Origin of the sequence: Xanthocytophaga flava (assembly GCF_030068545.1) — a bacterium.
In the GTDB taxonomy this organism is placed as follows: domain Bacteria; phylum Bacteroidota; class Bacteroidia; order Cytophagales; family 172606-1; genus Xanthocytophaga; species Xanthocytophaga flava.
Map to the genome: position 1 here is coordinate 39402 of NZ_JASJOR010000004.1, position 24022 is coordinate 63423.

General features: G+C 38.2%; 25 protein-coding genes, 2 tRNA genes and 1 pseudogene. 12 read left to right on the forward strand and 16 right to left on the reverse strand.

The features are described 5' to 3' along the window. Positions 1 to 222 precede the first annotated feature (222 nt). The 8 genes from QNI15_RS07380 to QNI15_RS07415 form a co-directional block, all read right to left on the reverse strand. Positions 223 to 1473: a hypothetical protein gene (locus tag QNI15_RS07380; protein ID WP_313996268.1), complete on the reverse strand. Its 1251-nt coding sequence runs from the start codon at positions 1471 to 1473 to the stop codon at positions 223 to 225. 368 nt (positions 1474 to 1841) lie between these two features. Further along, positions 1842 to 2423 (reverse strand): hypothetical protein, encoded by a 582-nt coding sequence (locus QNI15_RS07385; RefSeq protein WP_314031187.1) that lies wholly within the window; start codon positions 2421 to 2423, stop codon positions 1842 to 1844. Between the two features lie 137 nt (positions 2424 to 2560). Further along, positions 2561 to 3406 carry an AraC family transcriptional regulator gene (locus QNI15_RS07390; RefSeq protein WP_313996274.1) on the reverse strand — a complete coding sequence of 282 codons (846 nt, stop codon included), beginning with the start codon at positions 3404 to 3406 and terminating at the stop codon, positions 2561 to 2563. A gap of 60 nt (positions 3407 to 3466) precedes the next feature. Next, the gene (locus QNI15_RS07395; protein ID WP_314031188.1) at positions 3467 to 3883 is read right to left on the reverse strand and encodes a hypothetical protein; all 417 of its coding nucleotides are present in this window, start codon (positions 3881 to 3883) and stop codon (positions 3467 to 3469) included. Positions 3884 to 3975: 92 nt separating this feature from the next. Beyond that, complete coding sequence (locus QNI15_RS07400; RefSeq protein WP_313996280.1) at positions 3976 to 4737, reverse strand: LytR/AlgR family response regulator transcription factor; 762 nt, start codon at positions 4735 to 4737, stop codon at positions 3976 to 3978. Beyond that, on the reverse strand, positions 4718 to 5737 hold the full coding sequence (locus tag QNI15_RS07405; RefSeq protein ID WP_314031189.1) for a sensor histidine kinase: 1020 nt from the start codon (positions 5735 to 5737) through the stop codon (positions 4718 to 4720). The genes QNI15_RS07400 and QNI15_RS07405 overlap by 20 nt, the downstream gene beginning before the upstream one ends. A gap of 79 nt (positions 5738 to 5816) precedes the next feature. Then, entirely contained in the window at positions 5817 to 6869 is a 1053-nt protein-coding gene (locus QNI15_RS07410; protein ID WP_314031190.1) for an alpha/beta fold hydrolase, read from the reverse strand. A 174-nt stretch (positions 6870 to 7043) separates the two neighbouring features. Further along, positions 7044 to 7436: a winged helix-turn-helix transcriptional regulator gene (locus QNI15_RS07415; RefSeq protein WP_313996287.1), complete on the reverse strand. Its 393-nt coding sequence runs from the start codon at positions 7434 to 7436 to the stop codon at positions 7044 to 7046. A 78-nt stretch (positions 7437 to 7514) separates the two neighbouring features. Between QNI15_RS07415 and QNI15_RS07420 the strand changes: the two genes are divergently transcribed. From QNI15_RS07420 to QNI15_RS07435, 4 genes are all read left to right on the forward strand, one after another. Then, positions 7515 to 8255 (forward strand): SDR family oxidoreductase, encoded by a 741-nt coding sequence (locus tag QNI15_RS07420; RefSeq protein ID WP_314031191.1) that lies wholly within the window; start codon positions 7515 to 7517, stop codon positions 8253 to 8255. Positions 8256 to 8469: 214 nt separating this feature from the next. Continuing rightward, positions 8470 to 9264, forward strand: a complete 795-nt coding sequence (locus tag QNI15_RS07425; protein ID WP_314031192.1) for a DUF1223 domain-containing protein — start codon at positions 8470 to 8472, stop codon at positions 9262 to 9264. 76 nt (positions 9265 to 9340) lie between these two features. Further along, complete coding sequence (locus QNI15_RS07430; RefSeq protein WP_314031193.1) at positions 9341 to 10126, forward strand: alpha/beta hydrolase; 786 nt, start codon at positions 9341 to 9343, stop codon at positions 10124 to 10126. 228 nt (positions 10127 to 10354) lie between these two features. After that, positions 10355 to 10594 carry a hypothetical protein gene (locus QNI15_RS07435; protein ID WP_314031194.1) on the forward strand — a complete coding sequence of 80 codons (240 nt, stop codon included), beginning with the start codon at positions 10355 to 10357 and terminating at the stop codon, positions 10592 to 10594. A gap of 402 nt (positions 10595 to 10996) precedes the next feature. Here QNI15_RS07435 and QNI15_RS07440 read toward each other — a convergent pair whose 3' ends face one another. After that, positions 10997 to 11410, reverse strand: a complete 414-nt coding sequence (locus tag QNI15_RS07440) for a DoxX family protein (protein ID WP_314031195.1) — start codon at positions 11408 to 11410, stop codon at positions 10997 to 10999. A 296-nt stretch (positions 11411 to 11706) separates the two neighbouring features. Here QNI15_RS07440 and QNI15_RS07445 point away from each other — a divergent pair, with 296 nt between their 5' ends. Both QNI15_RS07445 and QNI15_RS07450 read left to right on the forward strand, forming a co-directional pair. Further along, positions 11707 to 12069, forward strand: coding sequence for a hypothetical protein (locus QNI15_RS07445; protein WP_313996303.1), 363 nt, complete (start codon positions 11707 to 11709; stop codon positions 12067 to 12069). Between the two features lie 277 nt (positions 12070 to 12346). Then, positions 12347 to 12850 carry an NAD(P)H-dependent oxidoreductase gene (locus QNI15_RS07450; RefSeq protein WP_314031196.1) on the forward strand — a complete coding sequence of 168 codons (504 nt, stop codon included), beginning with the start codon at positions 12347 to 12349 and terminating at the stop codon, positions 12848 to 12850. A gap of 69 nt (positions 12851 to 12919) precedes the next feature. Here QNI15_RS07450 and QNI15_RS07455 read toward each other — a convergent pair whose 3' ends face one another. Then, the gene (locus tag QNI15_RS07455) at positions 12920 to 14116 is read right to left on the reverse strand and encodes a thioredoxin family protein (RefSeq protein ID WP_314031197.1); all 1197 of its coding nucleotides are present in this window, start codon (positions 14114 to 14116) and stop codon (positions 12920 to 12922) included. Positions 14117 to 14431: 315 nt separating this feature from the next. Here QNI15_RS07455 and QNI15_RS07460 point away from each other — a divergent pair, with 315 nt between their 5' ends. From QNI15_RS07460 to QNI15_RS07470, 4 genes and pseudogenes are all read left to right on the forward strand, one after another. After that, a complete protein-coding gene (locus QNI15_RS07460; RefSeq protein ID WP_314031198.1) occupies positions 14432 to 14995 on the forward strand; it encodes a dihydrofolate reductase family protein in 564 nt (187 codons plus the stop codon). Between the two features lie 827 nt (positions 14996 to 15822). Next, positions 15823 to 16298 (forward strand): annotated as a pseudogene (locus QNI15_RS38970) (DUF6000 family protein). Between the two features lie 35 nt (positions 16299 to 16333). Further along, complete coding sequence (locus tag QNI15_RS07465) at positions 16334 to 16558, forward strand: hypothetical protein (protein ID WP_314031199.1); 225 nt, start codon at positions 16334 to 16336, stop codon at positions 16556 to 16558. Between the two features lie 44 nt (positions 16559 to 16602). Next, positions 16603 to 17166, forward strand: coding sequence for an SMI1/KNR4 family protein (locus QNI15_RS07470; RefSeq protein WP_314031200.1), 564 nt, complete (start codon positions 16603 to 16605; stop codon positions 17164 to 17166). A 255-nt stretch (positions 17167 to 17421) separates the two neighbouring features. Here the strand turns inward: QNI15_RS07470 and QNI15_RS07475 are convergent. From QNI15_RS07475 to QNI15_RS07490, 4 genes are all read right to left on the reverse strand, one after another. Then, positions 17422 to 17495, reverse strand: a tRNA-Asp gene (locus tag QNI15_RS07475). 209 nt (positions 17496 to 17704) lie between these two features. Then, the gene (locus tag QNI15_RS07480) at positions 17705 to 18109 is read right to left on the reverse strand and encodes a hypothetical protein (RefSeq protein ID WP_314031201.1); all 405 of its coding nucleotides are present in this window, start codon (positions 18107 to 18109) and stop codon (positions 17705 to 17707) included. Between the two features lie 166 nt (positions 18110 to 18275). Next, positions 18276 to 18349 (reverse strand) — tRNA-Asp (locus QNI15_RS07485). Positions 18350 to 18499: 150 nt separating this feature from the next. After that, positions 18500 to 19546 (reverse strand): sensor histidine kinase, encoded by a 1047-nt coding sequence (locus tag QNI15_RS07490; RefSeq protein ID WP_313976340.1) that lies wholly within the window; start codon positions 19544 to 19546, stop codon positions 18500 to 18502. Positions 19547 to 19809: 263 nt separating this feature from the next. Here QNI15_RS07490 and QNI15_RS07495 point away from each other — a divergent pair, with 263 nt between their 5' ends. Together QNI15_RS07495 and QNI15_RS07500 are read left to right on the forward strand one after the other, a co-directional pair. Further along, complete coding sequence (locus tag QNI15_RS07495) at positions 19810 to 20712, forward strand: histone deacetylase family protein (RefSeq protein ID WP_314031202.1); 903 nt, start codon at positions 19810 to 19812, stop codon at positions 20710 to 20712. A 119-nt stretch (positions 20713 to 20831) separates the two neighbouring features. Further along, entirely contained in the window at positions 20832 to 21740 is a 909-nt protein-coding gene (locus QNI15_RS07500; protein WP_314031203.1) for a carbon-nitrogen hydrolase family protein, read from the forward strand. A 349-nt stretch (positions 21741 to 22089) separates the two neighbouring features. Here the strand turns inward: QNI15_RS07500 and QNI15_RS07505 are convergent, their stop codons facing one another. Both QNI15_RS07505 and QNI15_RS07510 read right to left on the reverse strand, forming a co-directional pair. Beyond that, a complete protein-coding gene (locus QNI15_RS07505; protein ID WP_314031204.1) occupies positions 22090 to 22608 on the reverse strand; it encodes a DUF421 domain-containing protein in 519 nt (172 codons plus the stop codon). Between the two features lie 161 nt (positions 22609 to 22769). Further along, positions 22770 to 24002 (reverse strand): DUF748 domain-containing protein, encoded by a 1233-nt coding sequence (locus QNI15_RS07510; protein WP_314031205.1) that lies wholly within the window; start codon positions 24000 to 24002, stop codon positions 22770 to 22772. Positions 24003 to 24022: the final 20 nt, after the last annotated feature.

Sequence of the window (24022 nt, forward strand, 5' to 3'; positions counted from 1 at the left end):
ATGAAAACTTCCAGATTCTGGTTATGATCATGGAAGAAGTATCTGTTGAAACATAGAATAAGCTATGGTTTACCGAAAAACTAGTTCCAGAATAAAACAAAAAAGGTCTGAGCGAAACCCAGACCAGAGAGCTATAGTTGTAGTAGATACTTAAATAAAACCAGAAGATATTTATATCGCCATAGAGTAGTATCTCAATGACCATTTCTTTTGGTCTCCCCTCTATTTAAAACCAAATACCAATGGGAAAATGAATGTTACAATGACTGTCCATATACAGTAAACAGGTAAGTAGAAGGCAATGGCTTTTCCAACTCCGTTTACGTTTATATCCCCTTTCTTAGACATAGCTTTAAAAAGATTCACAGCTACCAACAGAAGATTTACTAAGATCAGCACATTACCACCCAGAACTGCTGCTCTGTTGGGAGTAATTCCCCATTCTGAAATTCGAAACAGAATGGCGGACAATGCAATGCCATTAACCACTATAGTCACCACAGATAATAATAGGAGAATCCATATTTCTACCTGATTTTTAGTTCTGGATGTTTCTGCAACAGAAAAGAAAATAATTGCCATAACACCAATTAACAACGCATTAAAAACCAGCAAAAACTCCCGATCATTGTATGGATCTTTCCCCGAGTAGATCATAGCAATCAGGTAAATTACCAGCATTACCAATACCAGAGGACTGAATATCTTAGCGATTACAGGAGAAACTTTACCTACCAGTTGCGGATTAGCCTGAATAAGGTAGGTACCTACAATAGGTGCAGCCGGAAGTCCAAAAACTACCACATACTCAAAATAAAACTTTTCGATCTTTAGACCAATCAGTGAGAAAAGACCGATAGTGACTCCAGTCATAATAATACCAGCAATCACAATAAGCGTTGTAATAACGACCAGATCACCATTGTACTTTAGATAACGAAGTCGCTTCTCATCATCATTTTGTATTTGACCAACAAAGGCAAAGCCTAAAATCGACCATAAAAATAAGCCTAAATGAATACAGGATAAAAGTAAGGTATCGCTTTCATCCACAATACCCGGAAGAGAGTTGATGAAGATCAAACCAGCTAGCATTGTCCCCACTATACCTAGAATTTTGCCAGCAGATAAGTTATTTTTCCATGCAAAGTAAGCTGACAATGCTGGAAAAATAATAAAACTAATATTTCGGGGATAAAACCATTCCTCATCAATCTGAAACATTGCAGGAACTTTTGCAATTATACCAGCCACCAGAGAAACTATAATGACAAATAGCAAGTCTTTGGAACTTCCCCAGGAAATTTCTTCGCTGGCAGGTGCTAGTCGCTCCTTCCAGAAGGTAATCAGGAGATTGTCTTTAAGCTCAGGATACAAAGCGCTAAATTCACGCTTAAATGTTAGTTTGTCTTCCCTGTATAGCCTTTCAAGCTTTCCAGGATTGTCCAGATTTGATAGAATTTCATTTTTCATAACACAGTGTAGTAAATTGAAATGGAGTAATAGTTGTTTTGTGAATATATAATCCTTATCACTTTCTTATAACAGATAAGTACCTGTCACCTACTCAGTTGCTGTAATAAACTGGTTTTACAATCACTTCTCCCTTACTATTGTCCAAACTACAATCAACAGAAATGAAAAAGTAAAATATCCTCCAGAAGCATACTTCAGCTTAGTTAAACCAAACCATCAAAAGTACTTTGCATTTCAAAGTTAAATTAAAAATTATAGTCACGCAATAGATGAGTGAATAATTAATTTAAATTTCTGATATAGTTGAATTTTAGGGGTAAAGTGAAGGACAGAACTCAGATCACTGCCCTTCACAGGTACTTTTTCTATTTAGAAAGTATTTCTGTCTTTTGTCTTTGTGCCAAAAACTCAACTTCCAGTTGCCAGGTTTTTCCTTTATCATAAGAGACTTCACCATACCAGCGGAATGTATCTGGTTTAATATCAGTAAACACCCAGCGAATCAGATTACCTTCTGCATTTTTACCATTCTGCACAATATCGTTTCCCTGCTTAGTACCAACCAGTTGAGTATGGTTTCCACTTACAGGATTGAACCAGTTTATTTTCCAGCTTTTGTCAGCCTGATCATAAAACCGGATGGTAGATCCATATCTATTCTGATCATGAGAGAGAGAAGAACTCCTCTCTGACCGCCTGGGTGCGATCCAGAGATCCTGAATAGCCCGTCCTTCTAATACCCAGGCGAAATGCCATTCGCCTCTGATTGTTTTTCGGCTATGATCGGGCAGATAGTCAGTAGCATCTACCTGCCAGCTACCAACTAACCATCCAGATACAGAAGCAGCGTCACCTAACTCAGCGGAAGGTTGATTGAATATAAGTGCTTCTATAAAAGCATTGGAATTAACCTTTGGTTGTTGTGCGGATACGACTTGATTGTTCATGGTTTGGGTGTTAATTGTAAGACATAGATTTAACAGGATTAAGAGCTGTAGTAAGCTTAGAATTATCTGTTTATTCATATAGTGTTAGTTTGAATGTATTTCAAAATTAACACTCATGTCTTCTACCCACTTTGGAATTATTGCTCTCTTTTCCTTTGTCGAAAAAAAAGCGGAGCCATACTATATTTTGCTCTGAATGCAGTTGAAAAATGATCCGGTGTATTAAACCCTGACAAATATCCAATATCAGTTATAGCAGTATCTGTTTTTTTCAGGAGTTGTTCGGCATGTTTAAGTCTGGCATCCAGCAAGTACTGATAAGGCGTCAGTTGGGTGATGTAATGAAAAATACGCACAAAATGAAAAGTACTCATGCAAGACACGGAAGCGATATCTGATAAGGTTATTTTCTCTGCAAAATGAGCAAGTATATAATCTTTCGCCCGTTCTACTTTCGACAAATAGTTTTCTTTATGTCGTATAGAAAGTCTTTTACCAGTTTCGTCGGTAAGGCTTAGATGAAATATCCGATCTATAAATTCAACCAACAGACAATCTATTTCCATATTTGTGTTATTCCCGGAAGTAGTCAATGTAAAAATGCGGTTGTGCAGATAATCTATTTCTACTGTAGATGGAATAAGTATTGATTGAAGATCCGGTTTGTGAAGAAAGCCATTCAGACTATTTTTATAAAAGGAGGTCAGATACGAATAGGCACTTTCCTGAAACCTAACAATAGTACACTCATCAGGAACAGTATGTTCATGCGCAACCCGATATTCATACTCCGGTTTATTAATCAGTATCTTCCCGGTATAGGTATCAAGCTCATCCCGGAATATATGGAACACAAAATTTCCTTTTCGTAGAAAGCATATAGAAAGTGTATCCTGATATTCAAACTGAGAAAGAATACAATCAGTACAAGTACATATATAATTGATGATAGAGCAAAACTCGTTTTGATAGATGATTTTCATACGAGGTTAAAATTGTATTCATTTTAGTATGTTAAGTCTGCAGATAAATTCAATCAGGTCTTACTTTTCAAAATACACCCTGTCAACCTCCATCACTTCATACTCAAACCATCCTGGTTCATACTCAGGATCAGCATTCGTTTTTTCTTCTACATACTGTTCAGCTTCCTCTACAGAATCAAATATGCTGTCAATATTCTTTATAATTTGCCCAAAGCCTTCTTCCACCAGGCTTACTACATACACTGTTTTCAGAAAGGACTGAATATCAGTTTTGACAAGTACTGAAATATCCTCAATGGTCACATCTTCTTCCAGATTTACTTCATGGTAGGCTTGTTCTGCCCATTTATCCGCCGACTTGCATTTATTTATATAGGCTATCCTTGCCTGGATGGCCTTTTCTATTTCCTGAAATATACCGAGCAGCAAGTCGGTTCCCGTATAGGGTGAGATGTGTCTTTTTAGCAGAAACATTTTGGTTACTTTTATCACAAATATGTCTCTCTGGCTATTCATAACAGCAATAGACCTCAAGACCAAATGAATATTCAATCAACAACTACTTATTATCGGTCTTCCATCCAGGTCAGAAAAGCATGCGATTTTTCCTTATTTATCAATAACTTATCAGGAGTTTCAAGTACCAGTTTGACATACAGCTTTCGCAAAAAATAATGCTCTACTTCCTTGATAGCTTTGAAGTTAACCAGATACTGTCTATTGACACGGAAAAATTGTTTTGAAGATACAGCACTGGTAATCTGGTCAAGTGATTGAGTAAGCACAAATTCCTGTTTGTCAAAGCATATTATATAAGTAGAATCATTTCGGATACAAAAGAAGGCAATTGTATCTGTTTGTACAGTAGTATACTTCTGATTTTTGAATACCAGAAAGCTTGTTTTACCACTCGAAGGATTCAATTTTGTTAGAAGTTCTTCCAGATTGGGTACAGTTTTCTGCTGAAAGAAATTTTTGAGTTGGTCAACTTTCTTCAATGCTTCAGCAATATCGTCTTTCGAAAAAGGCTTAAGCACATAATCTACGCCATTATTTTTAAACGCTTCCAGTGAATATTCATCATACGCTGTACAAAACACTACCGGACAGGTTACCTGCACAGATTTAAATATTTCAAAACAAAGCCCATCAGCCAGTTGAACATCCATAAAAATAAGATCAGGCTGGACACCATCTGACAACGCTTCTACCGAACTTTCTACACTTTGATACTGACCAATTATTTTTGCACCCGGTTTACTTTTCAAGATAAGATTCTCCAGTGACTTGGCGGTCCGGAGTTCATCTTCAATGATGAGTATGTTCATAGATAAGCGGTAGTTTTATTCTAAATACTTTTTGGTCATTACTAATTTCTACATGTTTATCAAGCAGATGGTTATAACGTAAATCAATGTTTTTCAGTCCAACTCCAAGCGAATTATTCTCACCTTTTTTCAATTGAATCTGATTTTCCACAACGAGATAATCTGTATCCCGATATACTTTGATATGCAAGGGTTTCTGTAGTGAAACGATGTTGTGTTTGAGGCAATTCTCAACAAGCAGTTGTAGGGTAAAAGGTGGAATAAGGGTGGTTAGTACATTACTGTCCAGAGTATTGGTAAAAGTAAATCCGTTATCAAACCGCGCTTTCTGAAGAAACAGATAAGCATTGAGTATCTCCATTTCTTCATGTACATGAATCAGATCCAGCTTACGACTTTCCAATGTATAGCGATAAAAGTTAGAGAGCTTGATAATAAAGTCAATCGCTTCTTCATCTCCACTCTCCACCATAGCTTTTAAGGTATTCAGGCTGTTGAACAGAAAATGTGGATTAACCTGTTGCTTCAATAACTCATACTGCGCTCCCAGATTATCATTCTTGATACGCTCCAGCTCCATGTTGACATACTGGTTTTCATAGTTTTGCTGAAGCAGGTTCAGAAACATATAAAATACCAGGTTGATCAGAATACCCCGCACTTCTACCATCAGCATAGTAGGGCCAAAATTAATATGTGACAGAATCAGTTGCTGTATCCAGGCAAGTCCCAGCATCAATACAAGCCCAACTAGCAATGAACTCACTAGTTTGGAATAGGATATACTTTGCTGACGAGATTTCTCAGGCTGACGGGACAACATAAAAATATTAAAATACCACATCAGCAAAGCAAAAGTAGCTGTTAATGCCGCATTGACAGCAGCCTCCGCCAGATTGAAGGTATGTGAGGCCATCTGTGGTACAGAGGATAGCAGTCCCAGAAAAATGGAACTGATCCAGATGGTTACCTGAGATATTTTAAATTGGAGTTTTGCCATAAACAAACGTAATCGCTTTGGACACCATAGCGAAGGTATAGTTCCTACCTCAGATAAATATATGTTATTTTCCAGACTATCATTTTGTAAAGCTGTCTGCTTCCAGGATTGCATCCACAAAAGCAAGGGGAGCCTCTTGGGGAAGGTTATGTCCTATACCTCCCAAAAGTGTATGGTGAGCATATTTGCCTTTAAATTTAGCAGCATACACTGAAGGGTCTGGATGCGGAGCACCATTGGCATCACCTTCCAGTGTAACCGCAGGTACTGTAATCACAGGACCTGTAGCCAGCTTTTTCTCCAACTCATCATATTGTTTCTCACCAGCCACCAGTCCCAAACGCCAGCGATAATTATGAATTACAATGTCTACATGGTCAGGATTATCAAATGCCGTTGCTGACTGTGCAAAGGTAGGCTCATCAAACTGCCATTTAGGTGAAGCAGTTTGCCAGATAAGCTTTGCAAAATCGCGTCGGTTGGCCTGGTAACCTATATGACCACGTTCCGTAGCAAAATAAAATTGGTACCACCAGGACAATTCTGCTTTAGGCGACAGCGGTGTCTGATTTGCTTGCTGGCTACCAATCAGATAACCACTTACAGCTACCAGAGCTTTGCACCTTTCCGGACATAAGGCTGCCACAATATTTGCAGTACGTGCCCCCCAGTCAAAACCACCAATAATAGCTTTTTCGATCTTTAATGCATCCATTAGTGCAATCACATCTGTTGCTAAAGCAGATTGCTGTCCATTGCGAGGTGTTTGAGCAGATAGAAAATGTGTAGTTCCATATCCACGCAGGTAGGGTACAATAACCCTATATCCCTTTGCTGCAAGTAATGAGGCAACCTCTGTATAACTATGAATATCATAAGGCCAGCCATGCAGAAGAATTACAGGTTGCCCATGTGATGGTCCCGCCTCTGTATACCCAACATCAAGTACACCAGCTTTAATCTGTTTGATCTGTTCAAAAGATGTCTGTTTTGTACTAATAGGATTATATCTATCTGCCTGTGTGTGACTTTCTGCATTTAGCAGATTTATACTGCTCAGTTCTGCTATTGTCACAGCAAAGGAAGCCATACTCAGAAAGTGACGACGATTTATGTTTTTAGGGGTGTTCATATTCTTTTCAGTTAAACGTTTGATTTTTCCAACTGACACTTGTCAGTCAGGTAGATCAAAAGTATAGCTGATTATTTACTATAAATACCATTATTACTGCGAGTTAGACACTATGAATGCTGAGTTAGACATTTCTTATCTGAAACAGACAAAACATATTCAAATCCTATCCCATCAAAGTTCAGAAGATAAATCTTCCTTGATCCGCTCCCGATGTTCTTTGCCCCATTTAATCATCTCCAGTATAATATCTCCAAAAGTATAGCAGTATTCTGTAGGTGAATACTCAACTACAACCGGAATGGTATCTGTTACAGTCCTTTTAATTATCAGATTGGCCTCCATCTCTCTCAGTTCTCTGGAAAGCATACGGGTAGTAATGCCTGGAATACTGCGTTCAATCTCGCGGAAGCGTTTGTTTCCATTACATATAGAATTGATAATAGGCAATTTCCATTTGCCTCCAATGACATATATAGTATCCTGAAGTGCCTGTACTTCCTCCTTGGGATTACGTGGATCAGAAAGTACTTCTTTTGCCCGTTTAAACCGCTTTTTATTTTCCATATTGGTATACTCTGTTATACTGGTTACAAAGTTATACCAATTTAAAATAGATTTGCAAGAAATTTAAATACAAATACAATGGAAAATCTAAAAGGAAAAATAGCAGTGATTACTGGTGGTAATAGTGGCATTGGCTATGCAACAGCTAAAGAATTCAAAGCACAAGGTGCAGACGTAATCATAACCGGACGTCGTCAGCAGGCCGTAGAAGTTGCAGCACAGGAACTGGGAGTAACAGGTTTAGTAGCAGACCAAGGGAATCTGTCTGCTATTGAGAAGCTGGCAACAACTGTCAAAGACAAATTTGGGAAGATTGATATTCTGTTTATTAATGCAGGAGTATTAGGTGGAGCAGAAATTGAAAACGCGACTGAAGAGGTATTTGATTATGTGATGGATGTCAATTTCAAAGGAGCATATTTTACACTAAGCCGCTTCATTCCTATTTTACAGGAAGGCGCTTCTGTAGTATTTCTTTCGTCCAATACAGCTAGTATGAACGGCGTGAATTCATCTATTTATTCATCCAGCAAAGCTGCACTTAATGCTATTATGAAAATTGCAGCTGTTGAACTTGCCCCTCGCAAAATTCGGGTAAACGCAGTCAGTCCAGGTCCTATTGAAACCGAGATACTTAGCAAAGCAGGCTATAGCGATGAGGAATTAGCCGGTGTAAAATCCTGGATCATTGACCAGATACCCTTACGACACATGGGTAAAGCCGACGATGTAGCCAAACTAGTTGCTCACTTAAGCCAAACAGAGGCATCATTTATTACAGGTTCCGAATTTCTTATAGATGGAGGGATGAGCCTCTAGATTGATTCCTATCTCTGATCAACGACAGAAGACTTACTTGCTGAAAGCAGGTTATGGGAGACGTGAAATTATTTTATCTGATAAGAATGAAAGTCTTCTTCACACCTCATAATTCCTGACTGGCAGCCCAATGTGTCTAACTGAGCTTTTTTCCACTCAGCTACGATGCCCATGGCGGATAATTTTGACTCGAAATCAATTAAAATTATCCGCCATGAAACTAGTAAAATTATCTGCTGTATGTGTTGTACTTGTCCTTCTGCTATCTGCAACAACCCTGATCAATCAACATACTTTATTATCTTCTAAAGCTGCAGGCAATGGATTCGCAGTACTTGAGCTTTTTACTTCAGAAGGATGTTCCAGTTGTCCACCTGCAGATGAACTCCTGGCTCGCATTCAAAAACAGGCAGGTAACAAACCCATTTATTTACTTGCCTATCATGTTGATTACTGGGATCGCCTTGGCTGGAAAGATTCATTCAGTAAGCCTGAGTATTCCAAACGACAGTATACTTACAGTCGCCAGTTTGCAGGTCAGGTATATACACCTCAACTGATTATTAATGGAAATAAAGAATTTGTAGGCTCTGATGAATCTGCTATCAATGATGCGTTAATGAGTGCACTTAAAATACAAACATCCACCTCTTTAGTCTTTCAGGCGCAGACCTTTCAAACACAGTATGCAGGCAATACCCGCTTCAATTATCAGGTCACAGGAGAAGATAATACCAGTCAGTTGGTGGTTGCACTTGTACAGAAGCAGGGTATGAGCAAAGTAGAAAGGGGAGAAAATAAAGGGCGCACCTTGTCTCATGTCCAGATTGTGCGAGCCCTCTACAATTTTGATCGTAAAACAGAGAAAGAAGGTATTATCACCCTCAACCTTCCAGCTCCTTTTTACACAAAGGATTGGGAAATTATTGCGATGCTGCAAAATCCCAAAACGGGTGTAATCCATGCAGCTACTCGTGCCATACTGACTCCGCCTATGAAAGGCACCTAATGAGCAGACTGTCACCTCTATAAGCAATTACAACCGTGTATCATCTGTATTCTTTCACATTCAATTTTATAAATCCATGAAAACCAAATTCTGTTTTGTAACTAGCCGCCAACTATTTCTCATTATCACATTAGTAGTAAATCTATTGTATATAGCTTCAGGGAATGTCAATGCACAAACTACCCAAGTAAAGAATATTATATTGGTGCATGGAGCATTTGCCGATGGCTCTGGCTGGAAAGCAGTGTATGATATTCTCACAAAAAAGGGATACAATGTCAGCATTGTACAAAATCCGTTGACCTCCCTGACAGATGATGTCAATGCTACCAATAGTGTAATCAATGCACAGGAGGGTCCGGTTATTCTGGTTGGTCATTCCTGGGGAGGTACAGTGATTACTCAGGCAGGTATCAACCCCAAAGTAGTAGGCTTAGTGTATGTATCTGCATTCATACCTGATAGTGGTGAATCAACTGCTCAATGGGTATCAGCAGCTCCGCCTTCTCCAGAAGCGGGCTTTACCAAACCTGACCAGTTTGGATTTGTATACTTTGACCCCGCTAAATTTCATGGTGGTTTTGCAGGAGATCTACCTAAAGCTCAAAGTGATTTTATGTGTGCATCACAGGTACCTATTATTGGCAAATGTTTTGGAGAAGTAGTTGAACAGGCAGCCTGGAAGACCAAACCCAGCTATGGAATTGTCTCAACAGAAGATAAAGCTCTTAATCCTAATACACAACGTACCATGTACAAACGTGCTCATGCAAAAATTACAGAACTCAAAGGAAGTCACGTTGTATTTGTATCTCAAGCCCAGGCAGTAGCTAATGTAATTATGGCCGCAGCTGGAAATTAACCAACTGCTCCATCATTTAAATCATTGTGTACATACTCTACCTTTCATGAGGTAGAGTATATTTTTTAACACCAAACAGTCTGGTACTATATAGTAGAGATTTATTCCTCCCAATACACCTCCATCTAACTCATTTCATTGAATTTAGAATTTTCAAGCTCTTATTTGTCAGAGGGAACATCTCACCCATATCTCTCCCTGGTTACATTAATGAGATTGTAATAACCTTTGTATCTGGAGGTAACTGCACATGAAACAAAGATTACTCTATCTGTTACAGGATATTTTCAGGAGGACAAAAAATCAATAAGCATAAAAGAGAAAAACTTTCTTAAGTTGTTTGTCACTGTTCAGGTTGGTGATAAAATACAACCTGGGGACGAGAAGTCGCTGGTACAAAAAGAGATTTCATCTTCTGGAATACTTACCATGACAGCACTAAACGGACACCCAATGCTGTCCACTTAAGGAAGTTTATTTCTTTTTTTCATATTTCTTTATTGTCCTTCTGAAAGAATCTTGTGACAAATAGAGCTTTGATTGGGTTCTGAGAGAAACAAATACATTCAGAATCCAGCGGCCGCCGGTCTTGCCACGAGATTCTTCCAGAAGGACAGGTGAGGTAGTTAGTGGTTTTCTTACCTTGACTACACAGAGCGGATACTGTTTTCAATTTGACCACGAATAAACGATCGAACCCGCGGAGCCCAGAGACTTTTATTCTCACATCTGTTCTTTTTTCTTGATCTTCTATCTCATATAATAAACTCTTATTTACCTCCTCTCTCCTTCCATAAAGCAAAAAGCAAAGTACCTGTAAATGATTAACAGGTACTTTGCTTTTAAGAAAATATATAGAAAGATAAACCTTTACACTGACGCAGAAATCGGATCCTTTCTCAAATCAGAGTTACTACTATAGGTTACAGGATACAGACTCCTAAACATGACATAGGTAACAGTTATAATCGTAAACGCAATCATAGCATCCACTGTAGCAGGTAGACCCAGTACACTTATTTTGGAGAAGAAAGCAAAAATGATATCGAAAAAGATGCCGGCAAATACCCATTCTTTTAGTCTAAGTAGCTTGCCAGGAATCAGGAGAACTGCTATTCCCAAAAGTTTGGCAACTCCAAGAATGTAAATGAAATGTGCCGGATAGCCTAGTTGCACAGTGATATCCCAGACAATAGGATTTTTGGTGAGTTCAAAAAAACCACTTGCTCCAAACCATAAGGATATAAGTATAGTGCCGATCCAATAAATTGTTTTTGTGTTCATGATCTTGTTGGTTAATGTTAGTTACTGACCCAAAAATGGCAGATACTCAACAAGTATCTGAGCAAAATCCAGGTCAAGTGGACATATTGAAATGCTGGTTAGACATTTAAGGTCTGAGTTATACATTAACCAGTAAAGCTGTGAGCCATCAAACCAACCTGAGATATCGGTTGTCAGGAATACAATAGGCGTCTTCAATTCTACTACAAATTATTAAAAAATTGAAGCTTTGAATACTAACAGGAATCATAGATACAACTATCTTTAGAGCTGCAAACTTTATAGACAATAAGTGCATGTTAAAAGCATATAAACTATTTACCGGCCCGGATGGGCACTCTCATTTTACAGAAGGTACTGTTTCTCCTAATGTGCTTACCACAGCCGTTGCACTTCAGTTTAAAGAAACGCCAGGTCACTCTACCTATGACTGGCACACGGCCCCCACTACTCAGTATGTAGTTACATTAAGTGGTACATTGGAATTTGTTATGAACAGTGGCAAATCATTCATTCTGAAACCAGGCGATGTGTTGATTGCTATGGATACAACTGGTTCAGGCCACAAATGGCAAATCCTTGATGAGGCACCGTGGAAACGATTGTATGTTGTTTTTAAAGAAGGTTCGGAGATTAACTTTGTTCCAAATCCTGCCTAAATAATTACGCCTATCTGTCAAACCATCAGAAATGTAACCCCTATACAATCTTAGTTATCCAGTTTTGTGATCTAAGATTGTATAGAATTGTTTTTTCAATCCTATTAGTCTCTTACCAAATGGATTTCTCCTTCGTTTATCTGTTGATAAAATAATTTCCAAATTTGTGACTTGGTAAAAAATACTCAAACAGAAAACAATCAGTTCTCAGAATGATCTGCATCAATATCTGTTAGCAGCTTACTTATACCTTGCAATCAATTAACAGACATGTCAAATGAAACTATATATCCTGCTTGCTCATCCAGATACAGATAGTTTTAATGGACAGCTGGCAGATGCTTACGAACAGGCAGCAATAGGTAAAGGGCATGAAGTACGCAGGCAAAATCTGGGAGAGCTAACCTTTGATCCAATTCTATGGAAAGGCTATAAGGAAATACAGAAACTGGAACCTGACTTACAAGAGGCGCAGAGAAATATTATATGGTGTGACAACTGGATAATCTTTTATCCAGTTTGGTGGGGATCTGTACCTGCCCTTTTCAAAGGATTCATAGATCGAACATTATATCCCGGATTTGCTTTCAAATATCATGACAAAGGCCCTTTTTGGGATAAGCTTCTGAGAGGACGGTCTGCCCATGTCATTACCACCTGCGATGCTCCCTGGCTATGGATATGGTGGGAATACCACAACAGTGATATACGAACTGTACGAAACGCCATTCTACAGTTTGTGGCATCTCGCCAGTTAAACATACACGAATTGACAGGGTAAAATATCTGAGTCAGACGGATCGGCAAAAGAAAATCCAAAAATTAGTCGCATCGATTAATTAATATCAGGCTACTGTCCTTTGCTACCCTTTTCTTCAAGTTCTTTGATCATGTCAGAAGCTTCTTTGCTGTCTACACCTGCCTTTTTAGCTTGCTGAACAGAAGCTTCTGCGGTCTTTCTAGCTTTTGTATATTCTTCCAGTTTTTGCCATAACTGAGCCTGCAGCAAAAGATTAGCATAACTCTTATCAACAGCTAATGCCTGCTCAACTATTTTTATACCTTTTTGTAGAATCCTTTTTTCTGTAGTGAAATATTTCAGATAAGTAACTGTTTCATACAATGTTTTAACATCCTTATGAGCATACAACTGACCGTATTGCAAAGTAGCATCAGCATAGGCCTGCCAGTTTTGTATTCCGCCCATATAATAGACATCAGCCAGCAAATTCCATTGAGATGCAGCAGATCCTAAGCTGGACAGGAGAGTTTGCTGAATATGTTTCAGCAATAAAGTATCTTTCTTCCTTGCCACATCATAAGCCTTTACGCGAACAATTCCACGAGTCTTCTGGTCTACTTCAAGCTGTCCAAACAAAGTAACAAACTCATTTTGATGCTTTAAGTAAAATTGGGTGACAGGAGAGTCAAAGTCCGCATACTGCTGAAATAACCAATTCAGGTTCTTCTGAGAGGTTAAAGATTCGACTGATTGAGTTTCGAAATACTGCAATAACACTTTATTATAGAGATCTGTGGGTTGACCTGACTCCGATAAGGCCAAACTGAAGAGATATAATAGTTCAGACGAACGATCTCCTTGGTCATATCGATCTTTAAGTTGAAAATAAGCTTTGTGAGGGTTAAAAGCATTTTTTCCATCTTCCACAAAAGCATTGGCTGGCTTAGCCCCCCCACTAATATGTAAAAGTTTGCCCTGCTGATCAAAGTACAGATAACGTGGAAAGGATAATATATCATATTGTTTAGCGAGTGTCAATCCTTCTCCCTCTTCAATATTGACCTTATAATTAATAAATGTCTGGTGATAATAGTTGCTTACCATTGTATCAGGAAAAACAGTTTTTTCCATCTGTTTACAAAAATGGCAACCTGGTGTATAAGCATATAAAAAGATAGGTTTGCCTGCTTGTTGTGCTTTTGCCAGTACTTGTTGCCATTGCCCTTGTTCAAAGGTAAGCTGAGCAGATTGACTATGTGTATAAAAACTCCAAAGTAATAACAGTACTCTAATCAGACTTTTCATTGATTTGTATAGGTTTGTTTCTGTACCGACATAATACACGAAATATAAACTACTTTTTTCACATGTTACAAACCAGCTGAAATCTCTTTTTTCCATCGCATAAAACCTGTGTATTTAACTCCGTTTACGAAACAACAGCAAACAGTGAAGGTTTATAAGGAAAATTAAGGTGATTATGTTTTTAAAATTGTCATAATCATGCCTTTATTATGTCGTTTTCTCCCTCCTATTTACAAAAGACAGTTCTATATCTTTACCTTCATGAAAGTAAATCAGAATAATACATCATATCTATATCATTAACACTTTGCTAACATGAGAAAGCTAAAATTACAGGTACAACTATCTATAGATGGATATATTGCTGGTCCAAATGGGGAAATGGACTGGATGATCTGGAATTGGGATGATGAGTTAAATCAATATGTGACTCAACTAACAGAACCAGTTGATCTGATTTTATTGGGAAGAAAACTGGCAGAAGGATTTATTGACGCCTGGGCGTCAATGGCCTCAAATCCTGACACTGCAGATGCAGGTGCCCATAAGATGAATGATACACCTAAAGTAGTCTTTTCTAATACACTCAAAGAAGTCCAATGGCCCCACACCAGGCTGGCACAAGAAGATCTGGTAACTGAAATCACTAAGCTGAAAAGTCAGGAAGGCAAAGATATCATTGCTTATGGAGGGGCTACTTTTGTATCATCCCTTATAGAAAATGATTTAATTGATGAATATCACCTTCTTGTCAACCCGTCAGCATTGGGGGCTGGGTTACCTATATTTAAGGATAAAAGCAACTTCCGTCTCATTCAGTCCACTGCTTTTCCATGTGGTATTGTAGCACTGAAATATCAGCGAACACCCAACTCTTAACAATCTAATTTTCAACACAATATACCTTAAAAAGAAAAAAGCCATAAGCAATGCTTATGGCTTTTCAACAAGTCTTTTGACTTACATAAAGTGATTTAATCAGTGATTCAAAATTACAAGTCAGCCGGAAACTAACCACAAGATTTACAGCTCATTTCTTACAAGGCAAGGTTCTCTTTTCAAATTATATAAATACTATAGTTGATAACCTCATTTCTAAAAAACACATACAACTATTCTTCCCAAAATAAAAAATAAGCTAACAGGAAAATAGTAGCGAAATTTTACAACCTGGGTACTATCTTCGCGTGAAAAGGCAATGTTGCTAATCCTGGCAATCTTCTTATTCTCTTCTCCTTACCTATTTCCTACTAAGATATCACACAAGCTCTATATAAAACACAGTACAAACCGTACTGAGTAATATTCTGTTTCAGAAGTGTAAAAGAAAACAGGCATATAATATCATTGGACAAATGCATTATATGCCTGTTTGATTAAAATGTACCATAGTACCCAAATGAAGCAAGCAAAAGTGTACTATAACGTAAAAAATAATTGCCCTTACGGCAATGCCACTAATGGAATTACTTTCAGGCAATTGACAAACAAACAACAAAAATAATACCTGGAAAACAAGCAGTTACATTGATTTATTTTTATATGAGAACTAGTATATACATACCAGATCTATCAGATTTTCGAATTATTGCATTTTGGTAAAATGACAGAAAATAAATAGACTTATAGCTTAGTAGAGAATAAATCAATTACTATTTGATCAGTTTGAACGTTAAAATAAAGTTACCATGGAGAATATGAACGAGATGGCGAACTTACATTTGGCAGGTGCTACTGTCAGACACATATCTCCTTTTAAGGATTTACCAGTTCATAGAAATAATCAGGAGTTATCTGCTGCTTTCTATAAAAAGTGGGTAAACCCTTACTATATGGATATAGTGTCTTATTACTCTGTAGATTGGATCGAATCCGTTAAGGCAATAAAACATGAAATAACACCAGATCTCTGCCTTTTATTATTGGGTGATTTTAACTGGAGAACTAGACTGGTAGGATCTTACTTCGCAGCTGTAAAAGGATACACATACCTTATTGAATGCATCGGGACTCATCTCATAAAAAGTGAAGTGTGTTGTGTGGGACATATATATACGTTAACTCTGCTTTCTTTAATACCAATCAGTGTATACAATACTTGCATCAATACCTTGACTACTATCTGACAAAACCTTCTTTATATTTTGATCAGAAAGTAGTCATCGAGGCAATGTGTTCATAGATAGGCAAAATCAATCAAACCACATTACTCAGCATATGGATTCATGGAAGGCATTCGTGAATGAGCAAACAAAAATCGAAAAACAGCAAGCACAGGCCTTGGCTAAATTTATTAAAGACTCAAAAGGTGAAAACACATTAAAAAATTATCAAGATTTTCAAGAAAATGAACAATCAAAAGCAGCTCTGTTATCTACAGACTTTTTTGATAAGCAAATACCAATCATTCAAGAACTATCTCAGTACAATAACTCCCATTGATAGGAAGCAAAATAGAATCTATCATTTTTTCTAAAAGCTACTTTATGCCAACAAACTTTTACCTACCTGTTCAAAAAATCGGAGAGCCGGACTGGATACAAAAACTTACCACATATCTTGAGAACTATGATATTGAGTGTGAAGGTCTTGACTCGGGTGTGCTTCAGGAAACGGAAGCCAGACTTGAAATAAAGATGCCTGAAGCTATGTGGGAGTACTATCTCTATTTTGGAGGAATCCAAAGTTCTGATTTTATGTATAACCTAAAGAAGCCCGATGAGTGGATGTTTCTTACTGATACAAACTGGAGCTTTGTAAAATTATATTTCACATTACCAGAAATCAGCTCAATGATCGTTTTTTCAGAAAGTCCGGGCAACGATCCAGTATGTTTTGATAAAGTAAGTGGTGAGATATACTTATTTTCACATGACCCGTTGCAGAAAGGAAAAATATTTCAGGACTTTACTCAATATCTGATCTATGAGATTATGGAGACAGAAAAACTAGTAGGTGATTCTGATTTTGCAGAAAAAGAAGAAGAAATTACAGCACAATTCCTGTCTGCAGATACTATTGATTATGCATTGAGACATATAAAAATGTAGTCTCTTAATGCTTTTTTGAAATACAGGATTTAATCCCATCAAAATACATTAGGATAAGAAAGCTATAAAAGAGGTCTTTTATGGCTTTCTCACGATTTATTCATCCTCGTCTTCTTCACAGAAACCATTCCTTCAATAAAGTGAGTAAACCCATCATCCTCTGATTGGATTAACAGCTTCTATTGTAATTACAACTGACAAAACAAATAGGCCATAAACAAAAAAGGCTTTCAGAGAATTCTGAAAGCCTTCTTGCGGTGCGGACGGGACTCGAACCCGCGACCCCCGCCGTGACAGGGCGGTATTCTAACCAACTGAACTACCGCACCGTTTTTCTTTTTTCGTCTTGCGTTTCGCTTAACGTGGTGCAAAAGTAGATAAATAATTTTACAACGCAATACCCTTCCACTCATTTTATAAAAAAAATATATAAAAGCTGATCAGAACCTGTTCTATCTATTTCTACAAAAGAAGGGATTACTTTACAACTCTTAGATACAGCTTTGCTGATAAATTAGAGCAATCCAGGCTTAACAATTTATGATGCACCTCTTGCTCTCCATTCTGAGAGCGTAATAATCTTCCCACTAACAACATCTAATACTTTAATATCCATAGTTTCTGAGTGCACATAAAAATTATAGTATACCAGTAGCCTATCTGATCCATTATATTCTACCTGGATAATATAAAAAGGTTTCGTTGCAGTAGGTTGGCTCTGGATTAAAAGTGTCACACCCTGTTTTCCATGTGTTATTTTTTGAATGTACTTCTCCTTGGCCTTCACCTCCGGAAGCATGTACACCTTCTCTATAGCCCTATCTGCTAAACTAGCATTTGCTACCTGAATGTTTAGTAGACAACTGGTATTATTCGGTGGTTGTCTTAACGCTTCGGTAAGGAAAGGAACTATCCATACTAGAAATAGTATGATCTGTTGCATTGAAAACATTAGGTATTACTATGTTGAAGAGATTGTTTAAGTTACAAAAGAGGTTCTTTATTTCCTATTAGGAAGTTAATCTACAACTTTTGTTAGTGTTTTGGGAGCAATTAACTGATAAACAGCAAAACAAAAAAGGCTTTCAGATTCTCTGAAAGCCTTCTTGCGGTGCGGACGGGACTCGAACCCGCGACCCCCGCCGTGACAGGGCGGTATTCTAACCAACTGAACTACCGCACCGTTTTTCTTTTTTCGTCTTGCGTTTCGCTTAACGTGGTGCAAAAGTAGGCAAATTATTTTATGACGCAATAGGAACCATCCAAAAATATTACAACTTTCTCACAAAAAGCATATAACACACTGACTAACAGCTAGAATTTTTTTATATTTCTATTGCACAGGCAATCGTACTTCGGCCCGTACTACTTCATCGGTTTCCTGATTGATTCGAAATGAGGCGCCCGTTCCGTAAATTAATACCAAGCGTTGAGAGGTGTTAAGTAAACCAACACCATCTGAGTTTTCAGCTCGTTCCAGCTTACCTGTATTCCGAATAATCAGATTTAGGAAGTTTCGTTCCAGTTGAGCTTGTATGGAAATAAAGCCACCCTTTAGTGGTTTGGAAATGCCATGTTTTACTGCATTCTCAACCAAAGTCTGTACCATCATAGGAGGTACTTGTACATTTAATGTATCAGGGCTAATATTGGTCTGTACTTCAAGGCGGTCTTCATAGCGGATTTTTTCCAGTGACAAATAATCCTGGACTGTTTTCAACTCTTCATTCAGACTAACAGTTTTTTGTCTGTCACTAAGTAAGGAGTTGCGTAAAAGACTTGAGAGTTGTGTGAGGGCTTCTTTGGCTTTATTAGGATCTTCATAGATTAAAGCCCGAATGCTGTTTAACGCATTAAACATAAAGTGTGGATTGAGTTGTGCCCGCAGGATCTTTGCCTCAAAATCTTTCACAGATGATTCGAGCTGTACCCGTTCTATTTCATTGCGTTTGCTCAGCGAGAAATACTGATATACGTGATAGATCACAGACCATAACAGCAGATTCTTTGTCCAGTTCAAAAATCCCCAAGCAAGGTAAATCACAGGTATCCCTCCTATCTCATCAAAACGTTTTTGTACACGTGGGATGGTAAAATATTCGAGAGGTACACTTAATACTACCATGGTGACTGCCATAATCAGTACAGCCATCAAAGTACGTGGAATAATCTGGCTTAATGGCAACTCCAGCCAATGTAACCTCTTTAAAATTAGCCTATAAAGATGTGTAATACCAATTCCTAAACCTATGCTAATAATCACATTGACAACCTGTCCATAACTATAGCCATCCCGTAAAATGTATATAATGAGGTCACTCAGCGAATACCCTGTCCAGCCAATAATCTGACATAGCCAATATATCTTTCTTCGATTCATACAGTTCTTACAATCCACACTTTACCCTCTCTCAGGGTAAAATAAATATCTCCCAATTATTAATTTTTAACAATTAACACTCATTTTATCAGTGTTTCATTAGTTGTAGTCTGTATGTATTAATCAAAATATGCACCAATATGTGCCAGTTTTCAATCTATTTTACAGGAACGGAAAAAATACCTCATTAAAGGCAAATCAAACCAAATACCCGTGTTTCTGGTTTATCAATAACTTTACCGATTCAAACCATTTTGTACAAAATGCTTAAGATTGCCTGGGCTCCTGAATATGCACATCCTCTGCCTGAGGGTCATCGCTTCCCCATGGAGAAATACACATTGCTTCCCGAACAACTTCTGTATGAAGGGACTGTCTCCTCTGAAAACTTTTTTAGACCTACGACATTGGAAGAAAAATGGATTTTAACCACCCATGAAAAATCCTATTGGGAAAAGCTTAAAAATCAGACATTGACTCCGGCAGAGATCCGGCGAACAGGCTTTCCGCTATCCGAGTCTCTGGTAAGGCGCGAAATTATCATTGCTCAGGGAACAATCCAAGCTGTACACTTTGCCTTGCAATATGGTGCGGCCATGAATATTGCTGGCGGTACTCACCATGCCTTCACCAACAGAGGTGAAGGCTTTTGTCTCCTTAATGACATCGCAATCGGTGCAAACTACCTGCTGGAGACGAAATTAGCTCAAAAAATTCTGGTGATAGATCTGGATGTCCATCAGGGAGACGGCACTGCCCAGATTTTTCAGAATGAACCACGTGTATTTACCTTTAGTATGCATGGGGCAAATAATTATCCTCTGCATAAAGAACAATCGGATCTGGACATACCCTTACCGGATTCTACAGATGATAAACATTATCTGTCACTACTAAGTACTAATCTGCCTCAGTTGATAGATATCCACCAACCTGAGTTTATATTTTTTCAGTCAGGAGTGGATGTGTTGGCTACTGACAAACTGGGAAAACTCTCCCTCACACCAGAAGGCTGCCGTGAGCGGGATCGCATAGTTTGGACGCTCTGCAAACAACACCGAATTCCGGTGGTGGCCAGTATGGGAGGTGGATATTCCACTCGGATAGCAGATATTGTAGATGCGCATGCCAATACATACAGACTAGCTCAGGAAATATTTTTCTAAGTCTATGGTTATAAACTTCATGCTGTCGTTTCCTAAAGGTATCATAAGTCAAACCAAAACTTGAAAAAGATCCTTTTACACATAATTTTGCAAATCTACTTATTGTTTCAAATCTCATTATGCGAGTAAAAGTAGCTGTAGTACAGGAAACCCCTGTATTTTTTAATCTGGAAGCAACGATTCAGAAAATGGAAAATACAATTGCCGAATATGCCTCTCAGGGTTGCCAGCTACTTGTGTTTCCAGAGTCATTTATTCCGGGGTACCCTCGAAAGTTTACGTTCGGATCTACAATTGGACAACGTAGTGATCAGGGCAGGCAACTGTATCAGCAATATTGGGAAAATAGTCTTGAACTGCCTGGAAAACACTTAACACAGTTAGAACAAATTGCTAAAGACAATCAGATATTTCTGGTAACAGGTATTACAGAAAGGGATAGTGTAAATGGTAGTTTGTACTGTACCATGATCTATATCTCTCCCAATCAAGGCTATATGGGTAAGCATCGCAAGATCAAGCCTACCGGAGTTGAGCGACTTGTGTGGGCAGAAGGCCATGGAGCTGACGTACTTACTACTATACAGACAGAGTTTGGAAAACTGGGCGGTTTGATCTGTTGGGAAAACTATATGCCATTGGCACGTATGGCTTTATATCAGCAAGGTGTTCAACTCTATATAGCTCCTACTGCAGATGCTCGTGAAACCTGGACAGCAACTATGCAACATATTGCCTGTGAAGGCAGATGTTTTGTAATAGGTTGTAACCAGTATTTTCATAAAGATGATTACCGAACAGAATTTCAGGTACAGCTTGTAGAAGATGACTCAGTCCTTTGTCGGGGAGGAAGCGTAATTGTCTCTCCTCAGGGAAAATGTATAGCAGGCCCGCTTTGGGATGAAAAAGGTGTACTTGTAGCAGAACTAAATCTGGATGAAGTTATTCAAAGTAAACTGGACTTTGATGTAATCGGTCATTATTCACGTCCTGATCTGTTTACATTTACAGTGAAGAATAGCCAATAATTCTTTTATGAGCTTTTTGTAGCAAAACAATTATCTTATCTTTATTCCAGCAATATCTTCGTACTGCACATAGTTCGCTGCAAGCAGTGAATTGCGGTTAATTCCGATCAGATACTCATCTTGCGGTGAATTCTATGCAAAAACATTTTTGCGGTGAATTCAACGCATCGGTAATTTTTCAGTGAACTCCAGGCAAAAGCACTTTGAACCCGAACATACCATAGACTAATCTGCCATCCTGTTTTCATGCATTGAATTCACCGCAAGGCTCCATTCTGCCTATAGTTCAGTTTAAGCAACCACATGAGCATAATTATGGTCATAAAACTCAAAGTTTAGCTTCCTGTTTTTAGACTTCTTTTATAAGTATACTGATCTTCCCATTTCCTTCAATGTATATTTTATCAATTTTCGTTAAATCCTCCGTATGGATAGCCTGCCGGATTCCCTGCATAATATCTTCTTTTCGCACTAGCGCCTTTTTCATATTCTCTTCTATAAACTGGGCATCCTGATACAAAATAATTTTCCGGCTTTCTATCCATTTACCCAAACGGGTATTATGTGCCATAAACCATCCAAAAATCCGGTGCAACAATACCAGTGTCAGACTGGCACAAACTACAGGTATAAAAGGAGAAGCACCAACCACCGCACGGCTTAGAATAGCACCCAGCAATATGACCACAATATTATCAACAGGCGTATGAATGGTGAAGGATCTTCTTCCGGATACACGGATTAAGCCATATGCAATCAGAAATACAATAATAGCCCGACAACTCATCTGCACTACACTCAGGTCTTTTCCTTCCCCAAATACAGCATAAAACATTTCTATACTTGTTGAATATTTCGTTACAATCAAAGGGTTTGTTAGCTACCAAAGTGACCGCATGTTTTGTTTATCCTGACTTGTCTCAAAATTTCTTTACTAAAGGAGCAAAATTGGTAGTATCAAAAAAAATAGTGTCTGGCACATGGATGATCCAAAGTGCCAGACACTTGTTAGTAAACATTGCAAGCACTTTATTCACTCACACTATTTTGTTCTTTATTTCGTTCACGTTTTGCTTTTCGTTCTTCTTTTCTCTCCTCTCTTTTTTCTTTACGCTCTTCCTTCTTCTTGGCTCTCTCCTCTTTTTTGTTATCCTTCTCACTTTCTTTATCTCCCTTTACCATCTGTTCCCGATAAGCAGCAATGGCATCAGCGAAGGTTACCGTGCCATCGGTTTCCATAGGCAATGCTTTAATAAATGCATTGTGAAGTATATTCACCACGGTTTTCCATGTATTAATATCAGTTTTGGAGAGAGTACCTGAAACAGGCACTACCGTTGCCAATTGATCATTGGGATGGTTCTTGAAGATTGTCGCTACCAGGCCGGCGATACCTTCCCAAAGCAGATGGCCCACATTTTTGGTCTCCTCTTTGTCTTTCCAGTCAATAAACTTTAGGTCACGTGCTATGGGTTTCACATATCCGGTGATAGCACCTTCCCGTAGAGCCAGTTCACTATAAAGATTAAAGTTGCCCCTTTCCAGATCCACTTTTGCATATGCTTTGAAAAAATCATTTAAAGCTGGAATATTGACATCTTCAAATTTCAAATTCATATCAAAGTCAGGCATTGGCTTCAGTACATCAATCTTCATTAAGATGTTAAGCTTTCCATTCCCAATTGAATTAGCAGTTAGCTTTACATCAGAAGGCAATGTTTCTGCCTTATGCTGAGCATTACTTAAGTTAGTAGCTGTCATATTTACATCTTTCATAGACAGATCTACCTTAGGTCGGGTGGTGAAATCATTGAAGGTGATGGCTCCCTTCCGTACAATCAACTGATCTATTTGCAAAGGCATTAGTTCTTTTAATGGTTTGGTCCAGTCAATGTCTTTACCACTCTGGTTTTTTTCTTCACTGCTACCTCCAATAAAGTTGATTACAGGTTTGTCAAATGTTACCTTTCCGGCAATCTCTCCTTTGAATATAGCATCCCAGTATACTGATAGATCTACAACCGGAAAATCCAGAAATGGAACCCGTTGATTTCCTTCCACTTTAAAAAGTTTCATTCCCTGTACCTGATAAGCACCTCTGTAAAGATGTATATCTACATCATCAATTTTTCCCCAGTAGCCGGGAATATCCGCCAGGACCTTGTTTACATATCGGGTCACAAAATAAGGCAATAATAACCTTGCCACTATCAATACTCCCACTATGGAAAGTAGTATGATATATTTCTTTTTCACTTTCATAACATTAGTTAATAATGCAT

Bases quoted from the DNA above. Each gene is read 5' to 3' on its own strand.
- QNI15_RS07405 (WP_314031189.1), bottom strand. From the start codon at position 5,737: ATGGCAAAACTCCAATTTAAAATATCTCAGGTAACCATCTGGATCAGT.
- QNI15_RS07480 (WP_314031201.1), bottom strand. From the start codon at position 18,109: ATGCAACAGATCATACTATTTCTAGTATGGATAGTTCCTTTCCTTACC.
- QNI15_RS07450 (WP_314031196.1), top strand. From the start codon at position 12,347: ATGAAACTATATATCCTGCTTGCTCATCCAGATACAGATAGTTTTAAT.
- QNI15_RS07400 (WP_313996280.1), bottom strand. From the start codon at position 4,737: ATGAACATACTCATCATTGAAGATGAACTCCGGACCGCCAAGTCACTG.
- QNI15_RS07455 (WP_314031197.1), bottom strand. From the start codon at position 14,116: ATGAAAAGTCTGATTAGAGTACTGTTATTACTTTGGAGTTTTTATACA.
- QNI15_RS07390 (WP_313996274.1), bottom strand. From the start codon at position 3,406: ATGAAAATCATCTATCAAAACGAGTTTTGCTCTATCATCAATTATATA.
- QNI15_RS07425 (WP_314031192.1), top strand. From the start codon at position 8,470: ATGAAACTAGTAAAATTATCTGCTGTATGTGTTGTACTTGTCCTTCTG.
- QNI15_RS07415 (WP_313996287.1), bottom strand. From the start codon at position 7,436: ATGGAAAATAAAAAGCGGTTTAAACGGGCAAAAGAAGTACTTTCTGAT.
- QNI15_RS07490 (WP_313976340.1), bottom strand. From the start codon at position 19,546: ATGAATCGAAGAAAGATATATTGGCTATGTCAGATTATTGGCTGGACA.
- QNI15_RS07420 (WP_314031191.1), top strand. From the start codon at position 7,515: ATGGAAAATCTAAAAGGAAAAATAGCAGTGATTACTGGTGGTAATAGT.
- QNI15_RS07385 (WP_314031187.1), bottom strand. From the start codon at position 2,423: ATGAACAATCAAGTCGTATCCGCACAACAACCAAAGGTTAATTCCAAT.
- QNI15_RS07470 (WP_314031200.1), top strand. From the start codon at position 16,603: ATGCCAACAAACTTTTACCTACCTGTTCAAAAAATCGGAGAGCCGGAC.
- QNI15_RS07500 (WP_314031203.1), top strand. From the start codon at position 20,832: ATGCGAGTAAAAGTAGCTGTAGTACAGGAAACCCCTGTATTTTTTAAT.
- QNI15_RS07430 (WP_314031193.1), top strand. From the start codon at position 9,341: ATGAAAACCAAATTCTGTTTTGTAACTAGCCGCCAACTATTTCTCATT.
- QNI15_RS07395 (WP_314031188.1), bottom strand. From the start codon at position 3,883: ATGTTTCTGCTAAAAAGACACATCTCACCCTATACGGGAACCGACTTG.
- QNI15_RS07440 (WP_314031195.1), bottom strand. From the start codon at position 11,410: ATGAACACAAAAACAATTTATTGGATCGGCACTATACTTATATCCTTA.
- QNI15_RS07495 (WP_314031202.1), top strand. From the start codon at position 19,810: ATGCTTAAGATTGCCTGGGCTCCTGAATATGCACATCCTCTGCCTGAG.
- QNI15_RS07460 (WP_314031198.1), top strand. From the start codon at position 14,432: ATGAGAAAGCTAAAATTACAGGTACAACTATCTATAGATGGATATATT.
- QNI15_RS07445 (WP_313996303.1), top strand. From the start codon at position 11,707: ATGTTAAAAGCATATAAACTATTTACCGGCCCGGATGGGCACTCTCAT.
- QNI15_RS07380 (WP_313996268.1), bottom strand. From the start codon at position 1,473: ATGAAAAATGAAATTCTATCAAATCTGGACAATCCTGGAAAGCTTGAA.
- QNI15_RS07410 (WP_314031190.1), bottom strand. From the start codon at position 6,869: ATGAACACCCCTAAAAACATAAATCGTCGTCACTTTCTGAGTATGGCT.
- QNI15_RS07465 (WP_314031199.1), top strand. From the start codon at position 16,334: ATGGATTCATGGAAGGCATTCGTGAATGAGCAAACAAAAATCGAAAAA.
- QNI15_RS07510 (WP_314031205.1), bottom strand. From the start codon at position 24,002: ATGAAAGTGAAAAAGAAATATATCATACTACTTTCCATAGTGGGAGTA.